At 66.4% G+C, this 12,969-nt stretch carries 16 protein-coding genes; 9 read left to right on the forward strand and 7 right to left on the reverse strand.

Annotated features, from left to right (window positions below; genetic code table 11):
- Positions 1–7: 7 nt before the first annotated feature.
- Positions 8–1,420 carry a sensor histidine kinase gene (locus ACFPJ1_RS09350; RefSeq protein ID WP_380103023.1) on the forward strand — a complete coding sequence of 471 codons (1,413 nt, stop codon included), beginning with the start codon at positions 8–10 and terminating at the stop codon, positions 1,418–1,420.
- The gene (locus tag ACFPJ1_RS09355) at positions 1,417–2,094 is read left to right on the forward strand and encodes a response regulator (RefSeq protein ID WP_380103025.1); all 678 of its coding nucleotides are present in this window, start codon (positions 1,417–1,419) and stop codon (positions 2,092–2,094) included. The genes ACFPJ1_RS09350 and ACFPJ1_RS09355 overlap by 4 nt, the downstream gene beginning before the upstream one ends.
- A gap of 79 nt (positions 2,095–2,173) precedes the next feature.
- On the opposite strand, the gene ACFPJ1_RS09360 is transcribed toward ACFPJ1_RS09355, so the two are convergent.
- The 3 genes from ACFPJ1_RS09360 to ACFPJ1_RS09370 all read right to left on the reverse strand — a co-directional run bounded on the left by ACFPJ1_RS09360 (position 2,174) and on the right by ACFPJ1_RS09370 (position 3,999).
- Positions 2,174–2,494 carry a hypothetical protein gene (locus tag ACFPJ1_RS09360; RefSeq protein WP_380103027.1) on the reverse strand — a complete coding sequence of 107 codons (321 nt, stop codon included), beginning with the start codon at positions 2,492–2,494 and terminating at the stop codon, positions 2,174–2,176.
- On the reverse strand, positions 2,494–3,117 hold the full coding sequence (locus ACFPJ1_RS09365; protein WP_380103029.1) for an NAD(P)/FAD-dependent oxidoreductase: 624 nt from the start codon (positions 3,115–3,117) through the stop codon (positions 2,494–2,496). Before ACFPJ1_RS09365 ends, ACFPJ1_RS09360 begins: the two co-directional genes overlap by 1 nt.
- A 279-nt stretch (positions 3,118–3,396) precedes the next feature.
- Positions 3,397–3,999: an integrase core domain-containing protein gene (locus tag ACFPJ1_RS09370; RefSeq protein WP_380103031.1), complete on the reverse strand. Its 603-nt coding sequence runs from the start codon at positions 3,997–3,999 to the stop codon at positions 3,397–3,399.
- 321 nt (positions 4,000–4,320) lie between these two features.
- On the opposite strand from ACFPJ1_RS09370, the gene ACFPJ1_RS09375 reads away from it, so the two are divergent.
- From ACFPJ1_RS09375 to ACFPJ1_RS09390, 4 genes are read left to right on the forward strand one after another with little or no spacing between them, the layout of a single operon-like run.
- On the forward strand, positions 4,321–4,797 hold the full coding sequence (locus ACFPJ1_RS09375) for a Dps family protein (protein ID WP_380103033.1): 477 nt from the start codon (positions 4,321–4,323) through the stop codon (positions 4,795–4,797).
- Positions 4,797–5,393, forward strand: coding sequence for a sulfite oxidase-like oxidoreductase (locus ACFPJ1_RS09380; protein WP_380103035.1), 597 nt, complete (start codon positions 4,797–4,799; stop codon positions 5,391–5,393). The genes ACFPJ1_RS09375 and ACFPJ1_RS09380 overlap by 1 nt, the downstream gene beginning before the upstream one ends.
- A gap of 47 nt (positions 5,394–5,440) precedes the next feature.
- A complete protein-coding gene (locus ACFPJ1_RS09385; RefSeq protein ID WP_380103037.1) occupies positions 5,441–6,373 on the forward strand; it encodes a DUF6510 family protein in 933 nt (310 codons plus the stop codon).
- A 51-nt stretch (positions 6,374–6,424) separates the two neighbouring features.
- A complete protein-coding gene (locus ACFPJ1_RS09390) occupies positions 6,425–6,805 on the forward strand; it encodes a nuclear transport factor 2 family protein (RefSeq protein ID WP_380103038.1) in 381 nt (126 codons plus the stop codon).
- 138 nt (positions 6,806–6,943) lie between these two features.
- Here the strand turns inward: ACFPJ1_RS09390 and ACFPJ1_RS09395 are convergent, their stop codons facing one another.
- Positions 6,944–7,861 carry an NADP-dependent oxidoreductase gene (locus tag ACFPJ1_RS09395; RefSeq protein WP_380103039.1) on the reverse strand — a complete coding sequence of 306 codons (918 nt, stop codon included), beginning with the start codon at positions 7,859–7,861 and terminating at the stop codon, positions 6,944–6,946.
- Positions 7,862–8,128: 267 nt separating this feature from the next.
- Here ACFPJ1_RS09395 and ACFPJ1_RS09400 point away from each other — a divergent pair, with 267 nt between their 5' ends.
- The 3 genes from ACFPJ1_RS09400 (at position 8,129) to msrA (ending at position 9,569) form a co-directional block, all read left to right on the forward strand.
- On the forward strand, positions 8,129–8,389 hold the full coding sequence (locus ACFPJ1_RS09400) for a hypothetical protein (protein WP_380103041.1): 261 nt from the start codon (positions 8,129–8,131) through the stop codon (positions 8,387–8,389).
- A gap of 149 nt (positions 8,390–8,538) precedes the next feature.
- On the forward strand, positions 8,539–9,018 hold the full coding sequence (msrB, locus tag ACFPJ1_RS09405) for a peptide-methionine (R)-S-oxide reductase MsrB (protein WP_380103043.1): 480 nt from the start codon (positions 8,539–8,541) through the stop codon (positions 9,016–9,018).
- Positions 9,015–9,569: a peptide-methionine (S)-S-oxide reductase MsrA gene (gene msrA, locus ACFPJ1_RS09410; protein ID WP_380103045.1), complete on the forward strand. Its 555-nt coding sequence runs from the start codon at positions 9,015–9,017 to the stop codon at positions 9,567–9,569. Before msrB ends, msrA begins: the two co-directional genes overlap by 4 nt.
- Before the next feature lie 628 nt (positions 9,570–10,197).
- Here msrA and selD read toward each other — a convergent pair.
- Genes selD through ACFPJ1_RS09425 form a run of 3 tightly spaced genes read right to left on the reverse strand, consistent with a single transcriptional unit; the run spans position 10,198 to position 12,961 of the window.
- The gene (gene selD / locus ACFPJ1_RS09415; RefSeq protein ID WP_380103048.1) at positions 10,198–11,187 is read right to left on the reverse strand and encodes a selenide, water dikinase SelD; all 990 of its coding nucleotides are present in this window, start codon (positions 11,185–11,187) and stop codon (positions 10,198–10,200) included.
- A 5-nt stretch (positions 11,188–11,192) separates the two neighbouring features.
- Positions 11,193–12,077: an NrfD/PsrC family molybdoenzyme membrane anchor subunit gene (nrfD, locus tag ACFPJ1_RS09420; protein WP_380103049.1), complete on the reverse strand. Its 885-nt coding sequence runs from the start codon at positions 12,075–12,077 to the stop codon at positions 11,193–11,195.
- An 11-nt stretch (positions 12,078–12,088) separates the two neighbouring features.
- Positions 12,089–12,961, reverse strand: a complete 873-nt coding sequence (locus ACFPJ1_RS09425) for a 4Fe-4S dicluster domain-containing protein (RefSeq protein ID WP_380103051.1) — start codon at positions 12,959–12,961, stop codon at positions 12,089–12,091.
- Positions 12,962–12,969: the final 8 nt, after the last annotated feature.

The raw sequence follows: 12,969 nt of genomic DNA on the forward strand, positions 1-12,969 counted from the left end.
TTGAGGCGTGGTGGAGAACGACCGGTCCCAATCCTCGGGGACGCGGATGGCGCGACCTGGTCTCCGGAGACGCCTGTGGGCTGGACTCGGCCTGGTCGTGGCGGGACTCCCGGCGCTGACGGTCGCCCTGGTTCCGGTTCGGGACCGCCTCGCGCTGGAGAGTGTCCTGCTGCTGTACCTGCTCGTCGTGGTGCTGATCGCCGTGACCGGCGGTCTCTTGCCAGGTGTTGTGGCCGCGCTCGCGGCCGTGCTGCTGGCGAACTTCTTCTTCACGACGCCGTACCACACGCTGGTGGTCGACCAGCAGGACAGCATCATCGCGCTGTTCGTGTTCGTCCTGGTCGCCGTGACGGTCAGCGTTACGGTCGAGGTGGCGGCTCGCTACCGGATCGCGGCGGTGCGCAGCCGGAGCGAGGCGGAGGTGATGTCGAGGCTGACGACCGAGCCGGTGACGGACGACTCGCTGATGGCGGTGCTGGAGGAGGTGCGGGACTCGTTCGGGATGGAATCCGTCGCGCTGATGGAGCGCCGCGGCGACACCGATCACCTGGCCGCGTTCGCGGGCCGGCCCGTGCGGGGAAACCCGGTCATCTCGGTGCCCGCCCGGAACGGACTCCGTTTGGTTGCCGAAGGCCCCGAACTGTTCGCGGAGGACAGGCGGCTGCTGACCCGGCTGGCCAGGGCGGCGGCCCGGGCCTGGGAAGGGCAGCAGCTGGCCGGTGAGGCCGCGCAAGCGCGGCAGCTCGCAGAGATCGACCGTTTGCGTGCGGCGCTGCTGGCCGCCGTCGGGCATGACCTCAGGACGCCGCTGGCCGGTATCAAGGCTGCCGTCTCCAGCCTCCGCCAGCGGGATGTGACCTGGACCCCGGCAGAGCACGACGAACTGCTGGCGACCATCGAGGAGTCAGCCGATCGCCTGGACGACCTGATCGCGAACCTGCTGGCCATGAGCCGACTGCAGGCCGGAGCACTGTCCGTCGACAGGCGACCGGTCGTCCTGCAGGAGGTCGTCGCCAAGGCCCTGGTCGGAGTACCCGCGGACATCGTCAGTGCCGATGTACCCGACGACCTGCCTCTCGTCCTGGCCGACCCCGGACTACTCGAGCGCGTGATCGCCAACCTGGTCGACAATGCACGCCGATTCACGCCCAGGGGCGTGCCGGTTCGCGTCACGGCTTGGCCGGACGGCGACTCCGCGTGTCTCAGCGTGATCGACTCGGGTCCTGGTGTGCCCGCTGCGGACTGGGAGCAGATGTTCACTCCGTTCCAGCGGCTCGACGACCATCGGTCCGACAGCGGCGTCGGTCTCGGTCTCGCGATCGCTCGCGGCTTCAGCGACGCCATCGGGGGATCGCTGGTCCCCTCATCGACTCCCGGAGGAGGTCTGACCATGACCGTGCGCCTGCCGTTGATGCCATGAGTAAGGTTCTGGTCGTCGATGACGACCGGCAGCTGTTGCGTGCCCTGGGCATCAACCTGCGTGCCCGCCAGTACGACGTGCAGACCGCGGCGGACGGCGCCTCCGCGCTGGAGGCGGCGAGCCGGCGGCCACCGGATCTCGTCATCCTCGACCTCGGCCTGCCCGACATGAACGGCGTCGAGGTCGTCTACGGTCTCCGGGGCTGGTGCTCGGCACCGATCATCGTGCTGTCTGCCCGTGAGGCCCAGGCCGACAAGGTCGAGGCTCTGGACGCCGGAGCGGACGACTACGTGACCAAACCGTTCGGAATGGACGAATTGCTGGCCAGGGTCCGCGCCGCACTCCGTCGTACAACGCCCAACACCGGTGGACCCGCCATCGTCCAGACCGAGGCCTTCACCATCGACCTCGCCGCGAAGCAGGTCACCACACCCGAAGGCCCGGTGCGTTTGACACCCACCGAGTGGAGCCTGCTGGAAGCGCTCGTCCGCAACACCGGAAAGCTGGTCAGCCAGCGGCAACTGCTGCAAGAAGTGTGGGGCCCCACCTACGAGGCCGAGACCAACTATCTCCGCGTCTACATTGCCCAACTCCGCCGGAAGTTGGAACTCGATCCGTCCCGCCCCCGGCACCTGATCACCGAGCCAGGCATCGGCTACCGCTTCCAGCCATAGCGGAGCAGGCGGCGCCCCGGGTGACCGGCTTCGTCGCGAGGTGCGGGTCCGGCAGGAGCTCAACCGCCCCGCGGTCGCGTCACATGACCGCGGGGATGGCTGCCGGCCTGGCCTCGCGGGAAAGCGCTGGCGACGCTGATTTCAGGGCAGTTGTACATAGCCGTGCCGCATCTTCCAGAGGAAGTACTTCTCGAAGCCGAACTTCATCAGGTGGGCTTGTGGTCCGGGGATTCAGTACGCCGTGCTGGCGCGGCGGGAGCATCTTGTCGGCCAGGATGATGACACCGTTGTTGCCTGCGTCCATCACGCAGACGGCTTTGATGTCACCGAAGGCCTTCTTGTGCGTCGGTTGCTCGCCTCGGATCTGAGCGGCGATGTTGGCCGCGGCGGTGTGTGCCATCACCTCCGTCGGGAAGCCGGTCTTGGGGATGCCGACGGGTGTCGGTGTCTGCCAGGGAGCGTCGACCGCGGCAGCCACGCCGACCGCATAGACGTCGTCGTACTTCTCGCTCGGGTAGGTGTCGCGGACGACGACCTAGCCCTTCTCGTCGACCAGCCCGGTGAGTCGTTGAGGAAGCGCTGCCCGAGGAATGGTGGGATGACCATGCTGAACTTGAAGGGCAGTTTCTCGCCGTCGGCCAGTACCACGGCGCCCTGGTCGATGTGGTCGATGCCTCTGGAGATGCGGGTGCCGATGCCCTCTTTCTTGAGGAACATGCCCAGGAGTTGCTCGCCGTGTGGCAGGCCGCCGATACCGAAGTGTCCGAGGAAGGGTTCTGCCGTGACGTAGGTGAGCTTGACCTGTTTGTGCAGCCCAGCCTTCCGCAGCTGGTACGCCGTGTTGAACAGGAACTCGTACGCGGCGAAGCAGCCTGCTCCCTGGGTGGCGGCAACGACGATGTCACCCGGGTGATCCAGGAACCGGCGCCACGCGACGGCAGTTCGCTCAGCGGCCGGGAGCGTGTTGATCGTGTTGGCGTTCTCCTTGAACCCGGGAACGGCGGATTCAACTGGTCGTCGCAACACCTTGATTTCGAGGGAGTTGCTGGTGGCGAAGCAGAAGGTGCGACGGTCGGATCTGGCGGGGAGGGCACCGATGCGTTCGCCGGGACGGCCCACGGTCAACGGCCGTGAGGTCCGGTGGTGGTTCTGGACGCGGATCGCTGAGGGGTTGTCGACCGAGGTCGCTGGTCTGGGTGCGGAGGAGTTGGTTGCCGTCGAAGAGTTGCAGGACGGCGTCGGTGACCCAGACGTCGATGTTGCGGCCGGCCGCGGCGATGCCGAGGCAGACCTGTTGCCAGCTCACGCAGACGACTCCGGTCCGGCTGGCGCGTCGTACGACCCAGTAGCCGTCTCCGCGGCCGGGATCGGGTGGGGTGGTGGACCCGGCGGTCGGGGTGGTCGGCCGGAGACCGGTGCGGGCGCGGTGTGCAGGAACCGGTCGGCCGGAGTGGCCCCGGCGAGCGCCTGGTGCGGTCGGCGGTGGTTGTACTCGGCGACCCAGGTGTCGAGCTCGGCCTGCGCGGTCTCGAGGTCGGGGAAGGTCCGGTCGGTGCGCAACTCGGTGCGCAGCGCCCGGTGGAACCGCGCGACCTTGCCCGTCGTGGTGGGTGAACGAGGTTGGGGTGAGCCGGTGGGTGACGCCGTTCTCGCGGCAGATCCGGTCGAACAGCACCTCCACCGGTTGGGCGGTTGAACCGGCCTTTCACGGGTTGCCATCAGCGCCCAGAATCGCTTGCTGGTAAGGGATCTGGCGATTGCTCTTGAGTCGTAGGTTCTCATCGCTGACCATCCTTTCGCGCTCATTTGGGTGCGTAAAGAGGTGCGCAGGAGCTCCTCGTCATGGCCTCGGAAGACTAGGACGACAAGCGGTTGTCGGGAGGCATCGATGATGAGTTCGTTCATTGGCCGGCGACCCGGTCCAGCTGGTCGAGCCAGGTCATGGGGCCGGCGTTGAGGCAGTCGGTGAGGATCTGGACGTGTTCTGGGTCGGGGCGGTGTTGCTCGGTCGCGTGGAGGGTTTGCGGCTGTTGGTGACCAAGAAGCCGATGCCGCGCTCGATCCACCAGGTGCGAGCCGCCACCCACTTGGCTTGAGTCATGGACCGGGGGCGTTCAAGGAGGTTCTTGACCTCGGCGAGTATGCGATTGGTCCGGGTGGTGAGGAAAGGTCGGGCGGTGGTCGTGACACTGGGGAGGTATGTCTATGGAATCTGTTGCGAACTCGGTGCAGTTGCCGCCGCTGGACAATCCGAACGAGCGGGTGGCGGTTGGTGCGGAGCTGCAGCTCGTGCTGCAGGATCTGATCGATCTGTCGCTGATCGGGAAGCAGTTGCATTGGAGCGTAGTCGGGGCGGCCGCCCGTGGGGTGCATCTGTTCCTCGATGAGTTGGTCGAGGAGTGGCGCGAGCTCGCGGATGTCGTCGCTGAGCGTGCGGTGACGTTGGGGTTTGTCCCGGATGGACAGAGCTCGGCGGTGGCGGCCGGGTCACGTGTCGAGCCTGTCGTGGTGCGGTCGCTGGCTGATCATGCAGTGGTTTGGGACCTGGGTCGGCGGGTGGCGGCGGTGGCTGAGCGGATCCGTGCACGGCTGGGCTCGATCGGTGCTGCGGATCTGGTGACGCAGGACGTACTGATCAGGGTGGTCGGGATGTTGGAGAAGCAGCAATGGCTGTTGCGTGTGCAGCTTGGTGAGAAGGCCTGATGGCTGTCACCAGAGGGTTCCTTGGCCGGCGCGCCGCAGACTCTTCGCGGGTACCACCCGGCCAGTACGTTACGCGGGATTTCCCTGTGTTGTCGGCCGGGCCGACCCCGTACACGCGGCTGGACGCGTGGGACTTCACGATCCGTGGAGCTGTGGACCACCCGGTCTCGTGGTCGTGGGCTGAATTCCAGGCATTGCCGCGCGAGAAGTTCACCGTCGATATCCACTGCGTGACGAAGTGGACGAAGCTGGATATGACCTGGTCGGGTGTGCCTCTCGACACCTTCCTCGATGCCGCGCCGACGCAGGCAGGTTATGCCGTGGCGTTCTCCGACGGCGGCTACACCACAAACGTTCCGCTAGCGGACTTGCGCAACGGAAGAGCCTGGGTCGTCGACGAGTACGACGGGCGGCCGCTTGATCCGGAGCATGGCGGGCCGGCGCGACTGCTGGTGCCGCACCTGTACTTCTGGAAGAGCGCGAAGTGGATCCGTGGATTGGACCTGCGGCCCACGGATCAGCCCGGCTTCTGGGAGATGTTCGGCTATCACAACTATGGAGACCCGTGGAAAGAGCAGCGTTACTACGGCGACTGACGTGGCAGACCGGCACCGTGATCTCGACGAGCTTCGAGACTCCGCGGGTGAAGACCATCGCGCTCGCCGTACCTGATTGGCCTGGGCACCGTGCTGGTCAGCACTCGGATGTGCGATTGACAGCACTCGACGGATATCAGACGGAGCGGAGCTATTCGATCGCATCGGCGCCGGAGGGCGACTGCCTGTCGGTCACCGTCGAGCGACTCGACGATGGTGAGGTTTCTCCTTATCTGGTGGACGAGTTGCGAGAAGGCGACGAGCTCGAGTTTCGTGGTCCGATCGGCGGACATTTCGTGTGGGACAACGACTTCGGTGGCCCGTTGTTCTTGGTGGCGGGCGGATCTGGATTGGTCCCCCTGCGGTCGATGCTTCGGCATCACCGTGCCATCGGTAGCCGGCTGCCTGTTCGCGTGCTCTGCTCGGCGCGCTCGCTCGAGTTGCTGATCTATCGTGACGAACTGATGGAGATGGCGGCCCGCGACCTCATCGATGTCTCGATCACATTGACCCGTGAGGCCCCGAGCAGTTGGCGTGGTTATCGCGGGCGGATCGACCCGGCGCTCTTGTCCACGACTGGATGGGCAGCCAAAGAAGAGCCACTCACCTACATCTGCGCCGACCGCATTTGTCGAGACGGCAGCGGCCGGCTTGGTGGCCTTGGGCCACGACGCACGACGGATCCGGACCGAACGCTTCGGCGGGACAGGGGTGTGACGACGATGAGACCTCTCGACGGCAATGCCATGGCGGGAGTCATGCATGATCTCTTTGGGCGCGACATGACGACCATGGGCTACAAGTGCACGAGTTGTGGCCGTACCGGGGTCGTCGCGGAAATGGTGGTGTACATGTCAGGACCCGGCACGGTGGCGCGTTGCAGGGACTGCGACGCGGTCCTCCTGATGCTCACGGAACGCCACGGGATGTACTGCATCGACGCGCCTGGAATGCCCCAGACAGTTCTTCCTCCGGCCTAACCCGGCTTTGCGGTACCGCATTACCTTCACCCTCACCTTGAAAGGCGACTGATGACGATCCAGACCCCGCCCGACCCGACCGCCGCCGAGACGGCGAAGCACTTGCCGGCGGCGATCACGAGGTACCTGCGCGAGGCTGATCCCCAGCACAAGGCGAATGCTCACGACTTGCTGTCGGCGTTCGCGACCGACGCCACCGTCATCGACGACGGCAACACCTACACCGGTCACGACGAGATCCACCGCTGGCGGGAGACCGAGGCCAGCGAGTACATCTACACGGTCGAGGTCAGCCACGTCGAGAAGTTCGACGACACCCAATATGTCGTCACCAACCACCTGGAGGGCAACTTCCCCGGCGGCGTCGTCGACATCATCTACCGTTTCACGCTCGCCAACGACCTCATCACCAAGCTCGAGATCGCGCCGTGACTCCTTAACTTCGTCGTGAGGCACCGACATCGTTCCTGGGTGCTGAAGAACGGCCTTCGCCGGGCCGTTCTTCAGCATCGTTGCCTCACGTCATAGCGGTACTGAGAGGAGACGGGACAGCTCGCTGTCTCCGTGTCGCTACGAACGAACGCGGATGATCGTCTTTCCGCTGAGCCGCTCAGTGGGATTGAAAGCGGCCACGGCATCGTCGAGGGTCGCGATGGTGCCGATGTTCGTCTGCAGCCGCCCGTCTCGCACCCGCTGGACGATCTCAGTCAGTTGCGCGCGATCGGCCTCGACGACGAAGTCGATCGCCAGGCCGTCCGCGGGCCGCGCCTCGACCGGGCCGACGATGGTCACCAGGGTCCCTCCGGTCTTGATCAGGGCCGCGGAGCTTTTCTGGACGTCGCCGCCGATGACGTCGAACACCAGGTCGACTCGGCCGATGTCTTCCAGCGAGTCGTTGTCGAGGTCGACGAACTCCTGTGCGCCGTAGTCGAGCGCCTTTTCACGGTCGGCGGCACGTCCGGTGCCGATGACGTAGGCGCCGGCCTCGCGTGCGAGCTGGGTCACCATCGTGCCGACTGCGCCGGCCGCGCCGTGGGCGAGGACGCTCTGGCCCGCCTGGAGGCGGCCGTGCTGGAACAGTCCTTGCCACGCGGTCAGCCCTGAAATCGGCAGGCTCGCGCCCACAGTGAAGTCGACGTCGCCCGGGAGCGGTGCGAGGTTGCGTGCCTCGATCGCCACGAACTCCGCCAGGGTGCCGTCGCGATGCCAGTCGGCGAGGCCGAACACCCGCTGTCCCACCGACAGCCCCGTCGTGCCGTAGCCGAGGGCGGTGACCGCCCCGGCCAGCTCGTGCCCGGGGATCGACGGCGACCGGTCGCGGTCGGCGCGATCGGTCCAGGTCGAGGGCCACGCCAGCTCGGTCGGGACATAGCCCGACGCATGAACCTCGACGACGACGTCGTTGATCGCCGCCGGTGGCTCGGGTCGCTTCGCCAGCGTCATTCCGGACGTTCCTGCTGCCTGGTTCGTCACCACAATCGCCCTCATCAGGCACCTCCCAATATCCAGCATCCGCCTTCAAGGCATTCTCGGTTCACAAGCATTGGCGGCACCACACCTTCGACGTCTTACCGCAGGCCGAGAGGAATGTCGGCGCGAGGTCGTCACCGTGGGAACGGCCCGTTGAAGAAGGGCGCGATCAACAGGCAGCCGTCGATCCGTGGCGTAAGATCCGCGCCCATCCGACAACTAACGGATGTCCAGAGGGGAGCCGACGGCTGCCAAAGCCACTATCACGGGTAGGGGTGAAAGGTCATGACCGGGTGGCGGGAGGGGCTGGAGCGGTTTCTGGCCACCGACCCGCGTGACGTCGGGTGTGATGAGGCGATGGCTGTTCTGCACATCTATGCCGAGCTGCTCGCGGCCGGAGTCGACGCTGCCGGGCACTATCCCGGATTGGCGTCGCACCTTGCTGCCTGCGGAGCATGCGCGGAAGATGCCGACGGACTGTTGGCCGCTGTGCAGGACGATGATCTGCACAGTCATCTGCACAGTGACGGCCGGGATGACATCTGAGCTACTGCTCGATCGCGCATTTTCCGGATGGCCCCAGTCGAGCTGAGATCGCGGTCACAGCGAGTTCTCCGGGATCCGGGACCAAATCGATTGTCTGCAGTGTTGTTGCCAGTGACGGCGCAGCCAGCGGCGTCAGAGGAGGAGAAACCGTGTCACACGACTACAGGAAGACTTCGGAGGCGCTCAGCCGCCTCACCGACAGCCAGTTCCGCGTCACTCAGAGAGACGGGACCGAGCCCGCATTCCACAACGAGTACTGGAACAACCACGAGCCTGGGATCTACGTGGATGTGGTTTCCGGTCAGCCGCTGTTCTCGTCGACCGACAAGTACGACAGCGGCTCCGGATGGCCGAGCTTCACCAGACCGATCGCGGCGGACGCTGTTCGCACGGAGACGGACAGGTCGCTCTGGATGACCCGCACAGAGGCGCGGTCCACCGGGGCCGACAGCCACCTAGGCCACATTTTCGATGACGGCCCCGCCGACGCCGGGGGTCGGCGGTACTGCATGAACTCCGCCGCACTCCGCTTCATTCCGGCCTCCGAACTCGAGGCGCAGGGCTACGGCGAGTACCGGTCGCTGTTCGAGACAGCCGACACCACCAGCACAGAGGAGCATGCATCATGACCAGCGGAATTCACGACACCGGACAGGTCACCCGCAAGCCGGGCACTGAGACAGCCGTCCTCGCCGGCGGGTGTTTCTGGGGTATGGAGGACCTCATTCGCCGGCAGGCCGGTGTGCTCGACACGCGCGTCGGATACACCGGCGGGCAGAACGACCGCGCGACGTACCGCAATCATCCCGGGCACGCAGAAGCGGTCGAGATCGTTTTCGACCCGGCGCGGACGACCTACCGTGACATCCTGGCGTTCTTCTTCCAGATCCACGACCCGTCGACCGTGAACCGTCAGGGTAACGACGTCGGCACGAGCTACCGCTCGGCGATCTTTCCGCTCACCCCCGAACAGGACAAGGTCGCTCGCGACACGATCGCCGACGTCGACGCGTCAGGCCTGTGGCCTGACAAGGCCGTGACGACGATCGAGCCCGCTGGTCCGTTCTGGGAGGCCGAGCCCGAGCACCAGGACTACCTGGTCACATACCCGGCCGGTTACACCTGCCACTTCGTACGTCCGGACTGGGTGCTCCCTCGGCGCCGCACCACCACCGCCTGACTTGTCGACTCCGAGCGTGTGCCCATCACCGAGGCGATGGGGGCCGGTCGCCGGCGCGACCGGGATGCGGGCCTGAGGAGAGAAGTCAGCTGTACGCATCCCTGCGATTGTCGCTGATCTATCACCACGTCGATCAGATTGTCGACGTTGAGGTCGACCCGTTGGCCGACCGTGTGGATAAGTACTGTGTCCGAGGAGGAACACGCACCTTAACCACACGCCTGCACCTCAACGTCTGAGTGGCGACTCGAACCTCATAACCGCTGATTTGCGGCCGAGGATGTCCGTTGGTTGCTGACGGCTCGCAATGTTGCCGCTGACCTGCGGTTTCTCCAGGTCGCGACGTGCATCGACTCGTATGGCTGGGCATCGGTTTTCGCTGATTCAGGTGCGTAAAAGGGTTAGTCGCCGCAGTCATCTCCAGATCGGGTGTGGTCTTCGGCGTGGGTCTTGTCGTCAACGCGCAAGCCGAAGTTCGGCCCGTCGTCGGCGTAGTCTCCGGACATCCGTTGCCTCCGGCTCCAATGCGGAGCGGATCGTCACGCAATCCTCCGAGGCGATCGCACGATTGGTCGATGGCAAGCCCGCGAACGTGGTCGGGCAGGCGATGGCGAACTGGTGGCGGCGATCAGTGGACGGAGATCCGAGGTTGGCCGTCAGTGGCCGTCAGGCGGCCGATGACCGGGTGGCCCGGCAGTTCTCCGGCGACCAGTAGCCCGCCGGAAGTCTGGGCATCGGCGAGGAGAAGGAGCTCATCGTCAGGCAGAGCGGACGTGACGGCCGGGCGTACCCAGTCCAGGTTGCGTCGGCTGCCACCAGGAACGAAGCCGGCGGCCAACGCGTCGCGGGCACCGTCGAGGTACGGCACGGCGGCCGCATCGATCTCGGCCGACACTTCGCTGGCCCGGATGAGTTTCAGCAGGTGGCCGAGCAGCCCGAAGCCGGTGACGTCGGTGGCGCAGACCGCACCCGCGGCCACAGCGGCGATCGAGGCTTCGCGATTCAGTGTCGTCATCACCGCGACCGCTTGGTCGAAGACTTCACCGGTCGCCTTGTGCCTGTTGTTGAGTACGCCGAGGCCGAGTGGCTTGGTCAACGTCAACGGCGTGCCGGCTTTGCCCCTGTCGTTGCGCAGCAAGCGGCGGGGGTCGGCGAGTCCGGTCACGGCCAGTCCGTACTTCGGTTCGGGGTCGTCGATGCTGTGTCCGCCGGCGAGGTGGCAGCCGGCTGCGGCGCACACGTCGGCACCGCCGCGGAGAACTTCGGCCGCTAGGTCGAAGGGGATCCGGTCCCGCGGCCAGGCCAGCAGGTTGACCGCGACGATCGGCTCGCCACCCATCGCGTATACGTCGGAGAGTGCGTTCGTGGCGGCGATCCTGCCCCAGTCGTAGGCGTTGTCGACGACAGGTGTGAAGAAGTCTGCCGTCGCGACGATCGCCCGGTCGCCGTCGATCCGTACCACCGCGGCGTCGTCGCCGTGCTCGATGCCGACCAGCAGATCGCCGTCGGCCTTTCCGCCTGGCAGACCGCTCACGATCCGTTCCAGCTCGCCAGGCGGGACCTTGCACGCGCAACCGCCCCCGACCGCGTACTGTGTCAGCCGAATCGTGGTGTCCACGTCTGTCACGATAGGCGCTCCCGCTGGGGCACGATGGTGTACTTCGGGTCCGCCGCGGAGGCCAGTCCGGCTTGGAACACCCCGAATCGGGTGAGCAGTGAGCCGGCCAGGTACGACGCGCCGGACAGACCCGCGACGGTACGCGATCGCCGGGAGAGACAGCCCGCGGCCAGACCACTGATGGTCAGCGCGCGGGCCGCCTTCAGCAGGCGACCGGGACGGCCAGTCCGATAAGGCTCGCCCACGAAGCCCAGCCGCCGCATCATCCGCTCGCTCGCGGCCAGCTCGAGCGTGGCGCCGGCCGCCGCCATCCGGGCGGCAGGGCCGGCCTCGTCGGCCGGAACCGTCAGCAGTGCGAGGCCGCCGGCAGCCGCAGCGGCACTGCCGGCGAAGACGAACGGCAGCTCGCGGTGGGCGTCATGCCAAGCCGGTACGGCGGTATCGCTGATCAGCGCGGCCGTGTAAGTGGCGAGCGCAGGGCCGAGAAGGCCGGCACCGACGCCGGCCACGCGACCCGCCACCGGCATCCGACCAGTGAGCTCGGCAGCTGCCGCCCCTCCGGCGAGGGTGCTGAACGATGCCAGGATCCAGGAGCCGACCGAGAGCGGCGAGGTCACCTTCAGCATTCGCAGCATGTTGAGAAAGCGCTCCGGCCGGCCCAGGTCGTGCATCAGCGCGCCGGCGCCGAGCGTCGAACCGGCGGCCGCCGCGAGCCGAGCCACCCGGCGCAGTCTTGGCCTGCCGGTCAGAGCCGCACCTTCAGCCAGTACCGCGGACGCGCCGGCCAGCCCGCCGACGAACAGGTACGCCGGCACGTCCGGCTGCTTCCACACTGGCTGTTTGAGGATCGGCCGGCCGTAGTACGACGTGAACTCCGGTTCCGGAACCATCCGCGGTTCCCTCATCGACGCCTCCCGAGGAATGACGCAACGGCCAAGCCCGCAAGGGCTCCGGCCGCGGCGCCCACGTGCCGCCACATCGAGCCAAGGTCGCGGGTTGTGACAATTGGGTCAGGCGGTAGGCCGTAGACCTCGGGTTCGTCCAGCAGCAGGAAGAACGCACCGTCGCCACCGACGCCGTCGGTGGGATCCGCGCCGTACAGCCTGGCTACGTCGACGCCCTTCGCGTGCAGTTCGTCGACTCGTCGTCCAGCCCGATCGCGCAGCTCATCGAGTGGCCCGAACTGGATCGAGTCCGTCGGGCAGGCCTTCGCGCAGGCGGGTTCCTCACCCACCTTGAGCCGGTCGTAGCACATCGTGCACTTGAAGGCCCGGCCGTCGTCCTTGCGCTGGTCGATCACGCCGTACGGGCAGGCCGGGATGCAGTAACCGCAACCGTTGCAGATGTCGTCCTGCACCACGACTGTGCCGAACTCGGTACGGAACAGTGCGCCGGTCGGGCAGACATCCAAGCAGGCGGCGTGTGTGCAGTGCTTGCACACGTCCGACGACATCAACCACGCGATGCTGCCGTCGTCGCGGTCCTCGGGTGGCCCGATGCCCGGCAGCCCCAGGTCCACTGTGGTGACCGTCTTCTCCACGAACGCGACGTGCCGCCAGGTGTCGGCACCGAGTTCGGTGGTGTTGTCGTACGACGTCCCAGTGAAGCCGACACGGTCTGCGGGCAGTTCGTTCCACTCCTTGCAGGCCACCTCGCAGGCCTTGCAGCCGATGCAGATCGACGTGTCGGTGAAGAAGCCCATCCGCGGCGGATGCTCGTCGTACCCGGCATCGCCGCTCACATCCGCCAGTGGTCCGAACAGCCGGTCAGACATCAAGCCTC

The sequence above is a fragment of the Kribbella qitaiheensis genome, assembly GCF_042657745.1.
GTDB lineage: Bacteria > Actinomycetota > Actinomycetes > Propionibacteriales > Kribbellaceae > Kribbella > Kribbella qitaiheensis.

Coding starts and splice junctions, on each gene's coding strand:
- ACFPJ1_RS09355 (WP_380103025.1), top strand. CDS start 1,417: ATGAGTAAGGTTCTGGTCGTCGATGACGACCGGCAGCTGTTGCGTGCC.
- ACFPJ1_RS09360 (WP_380103027.1), bottom strand. CDS start 2,494: ATGGCACACACCGCCGCGGCCAACATCGCCGCTCAGATCCGAGGCGAG.
- ACFPJ1_RS09370 (WP_380103031.1), bottom strand. CDS start 3,999: ATGAACGAACTCATCATCGATGCCTCCCGACAACCGCTTGTCGTCCTA.
- ACFPJ1_RS09380 (WP_380103035.1), top strand. CDS start 4,797: ATGGCTGTCACCAGAGGGTTCCTTGGCCGGCGCGCCGCAGACTCTTCG.
- ACFPJ1_RS09390 (WP_380103038.1), top strand. CDS start 6,425: ATGACGATCCAGACCCCGCCCGACCCGACCGCCGCCGAGACGGCGAAG.
- ACFPJ1_RS09395 (WP_380103039.1), bottom strand. CDS start 7,861: ATGAGGGCGATTGTGGTGACGAACCAGGCAGCAGGAACGTCCGGAATG.
- ACFPJ1_RS09400 (WP_380103041.1), top strand. CDS start 8,129: ATGACCGGGTGGCGGGAGGGGCTGGAGCGGTTTCTGGCCACCGACCCG.
- msrA (WP_380103045.1), top strand. CDS start 9,015: ATGACCAGCGGAATTCACGACACCGGACAGGTCACCCGCAAGCCGGGC.
- nrfD (WP_380103049.1), bottom strand. CDS start 12,077: ATGGTTCCGGAACCGGAGTTCACGTCGTACTACGGCCGGCCGATCCTC.
- ACFPJ1_RS09425 (WP_380103051.1), bottom strand. CDS start 12,961: ATGTCTGACCGGCTGTTCGGACCACTGGCGGATGTGAGCGGCGATGCC.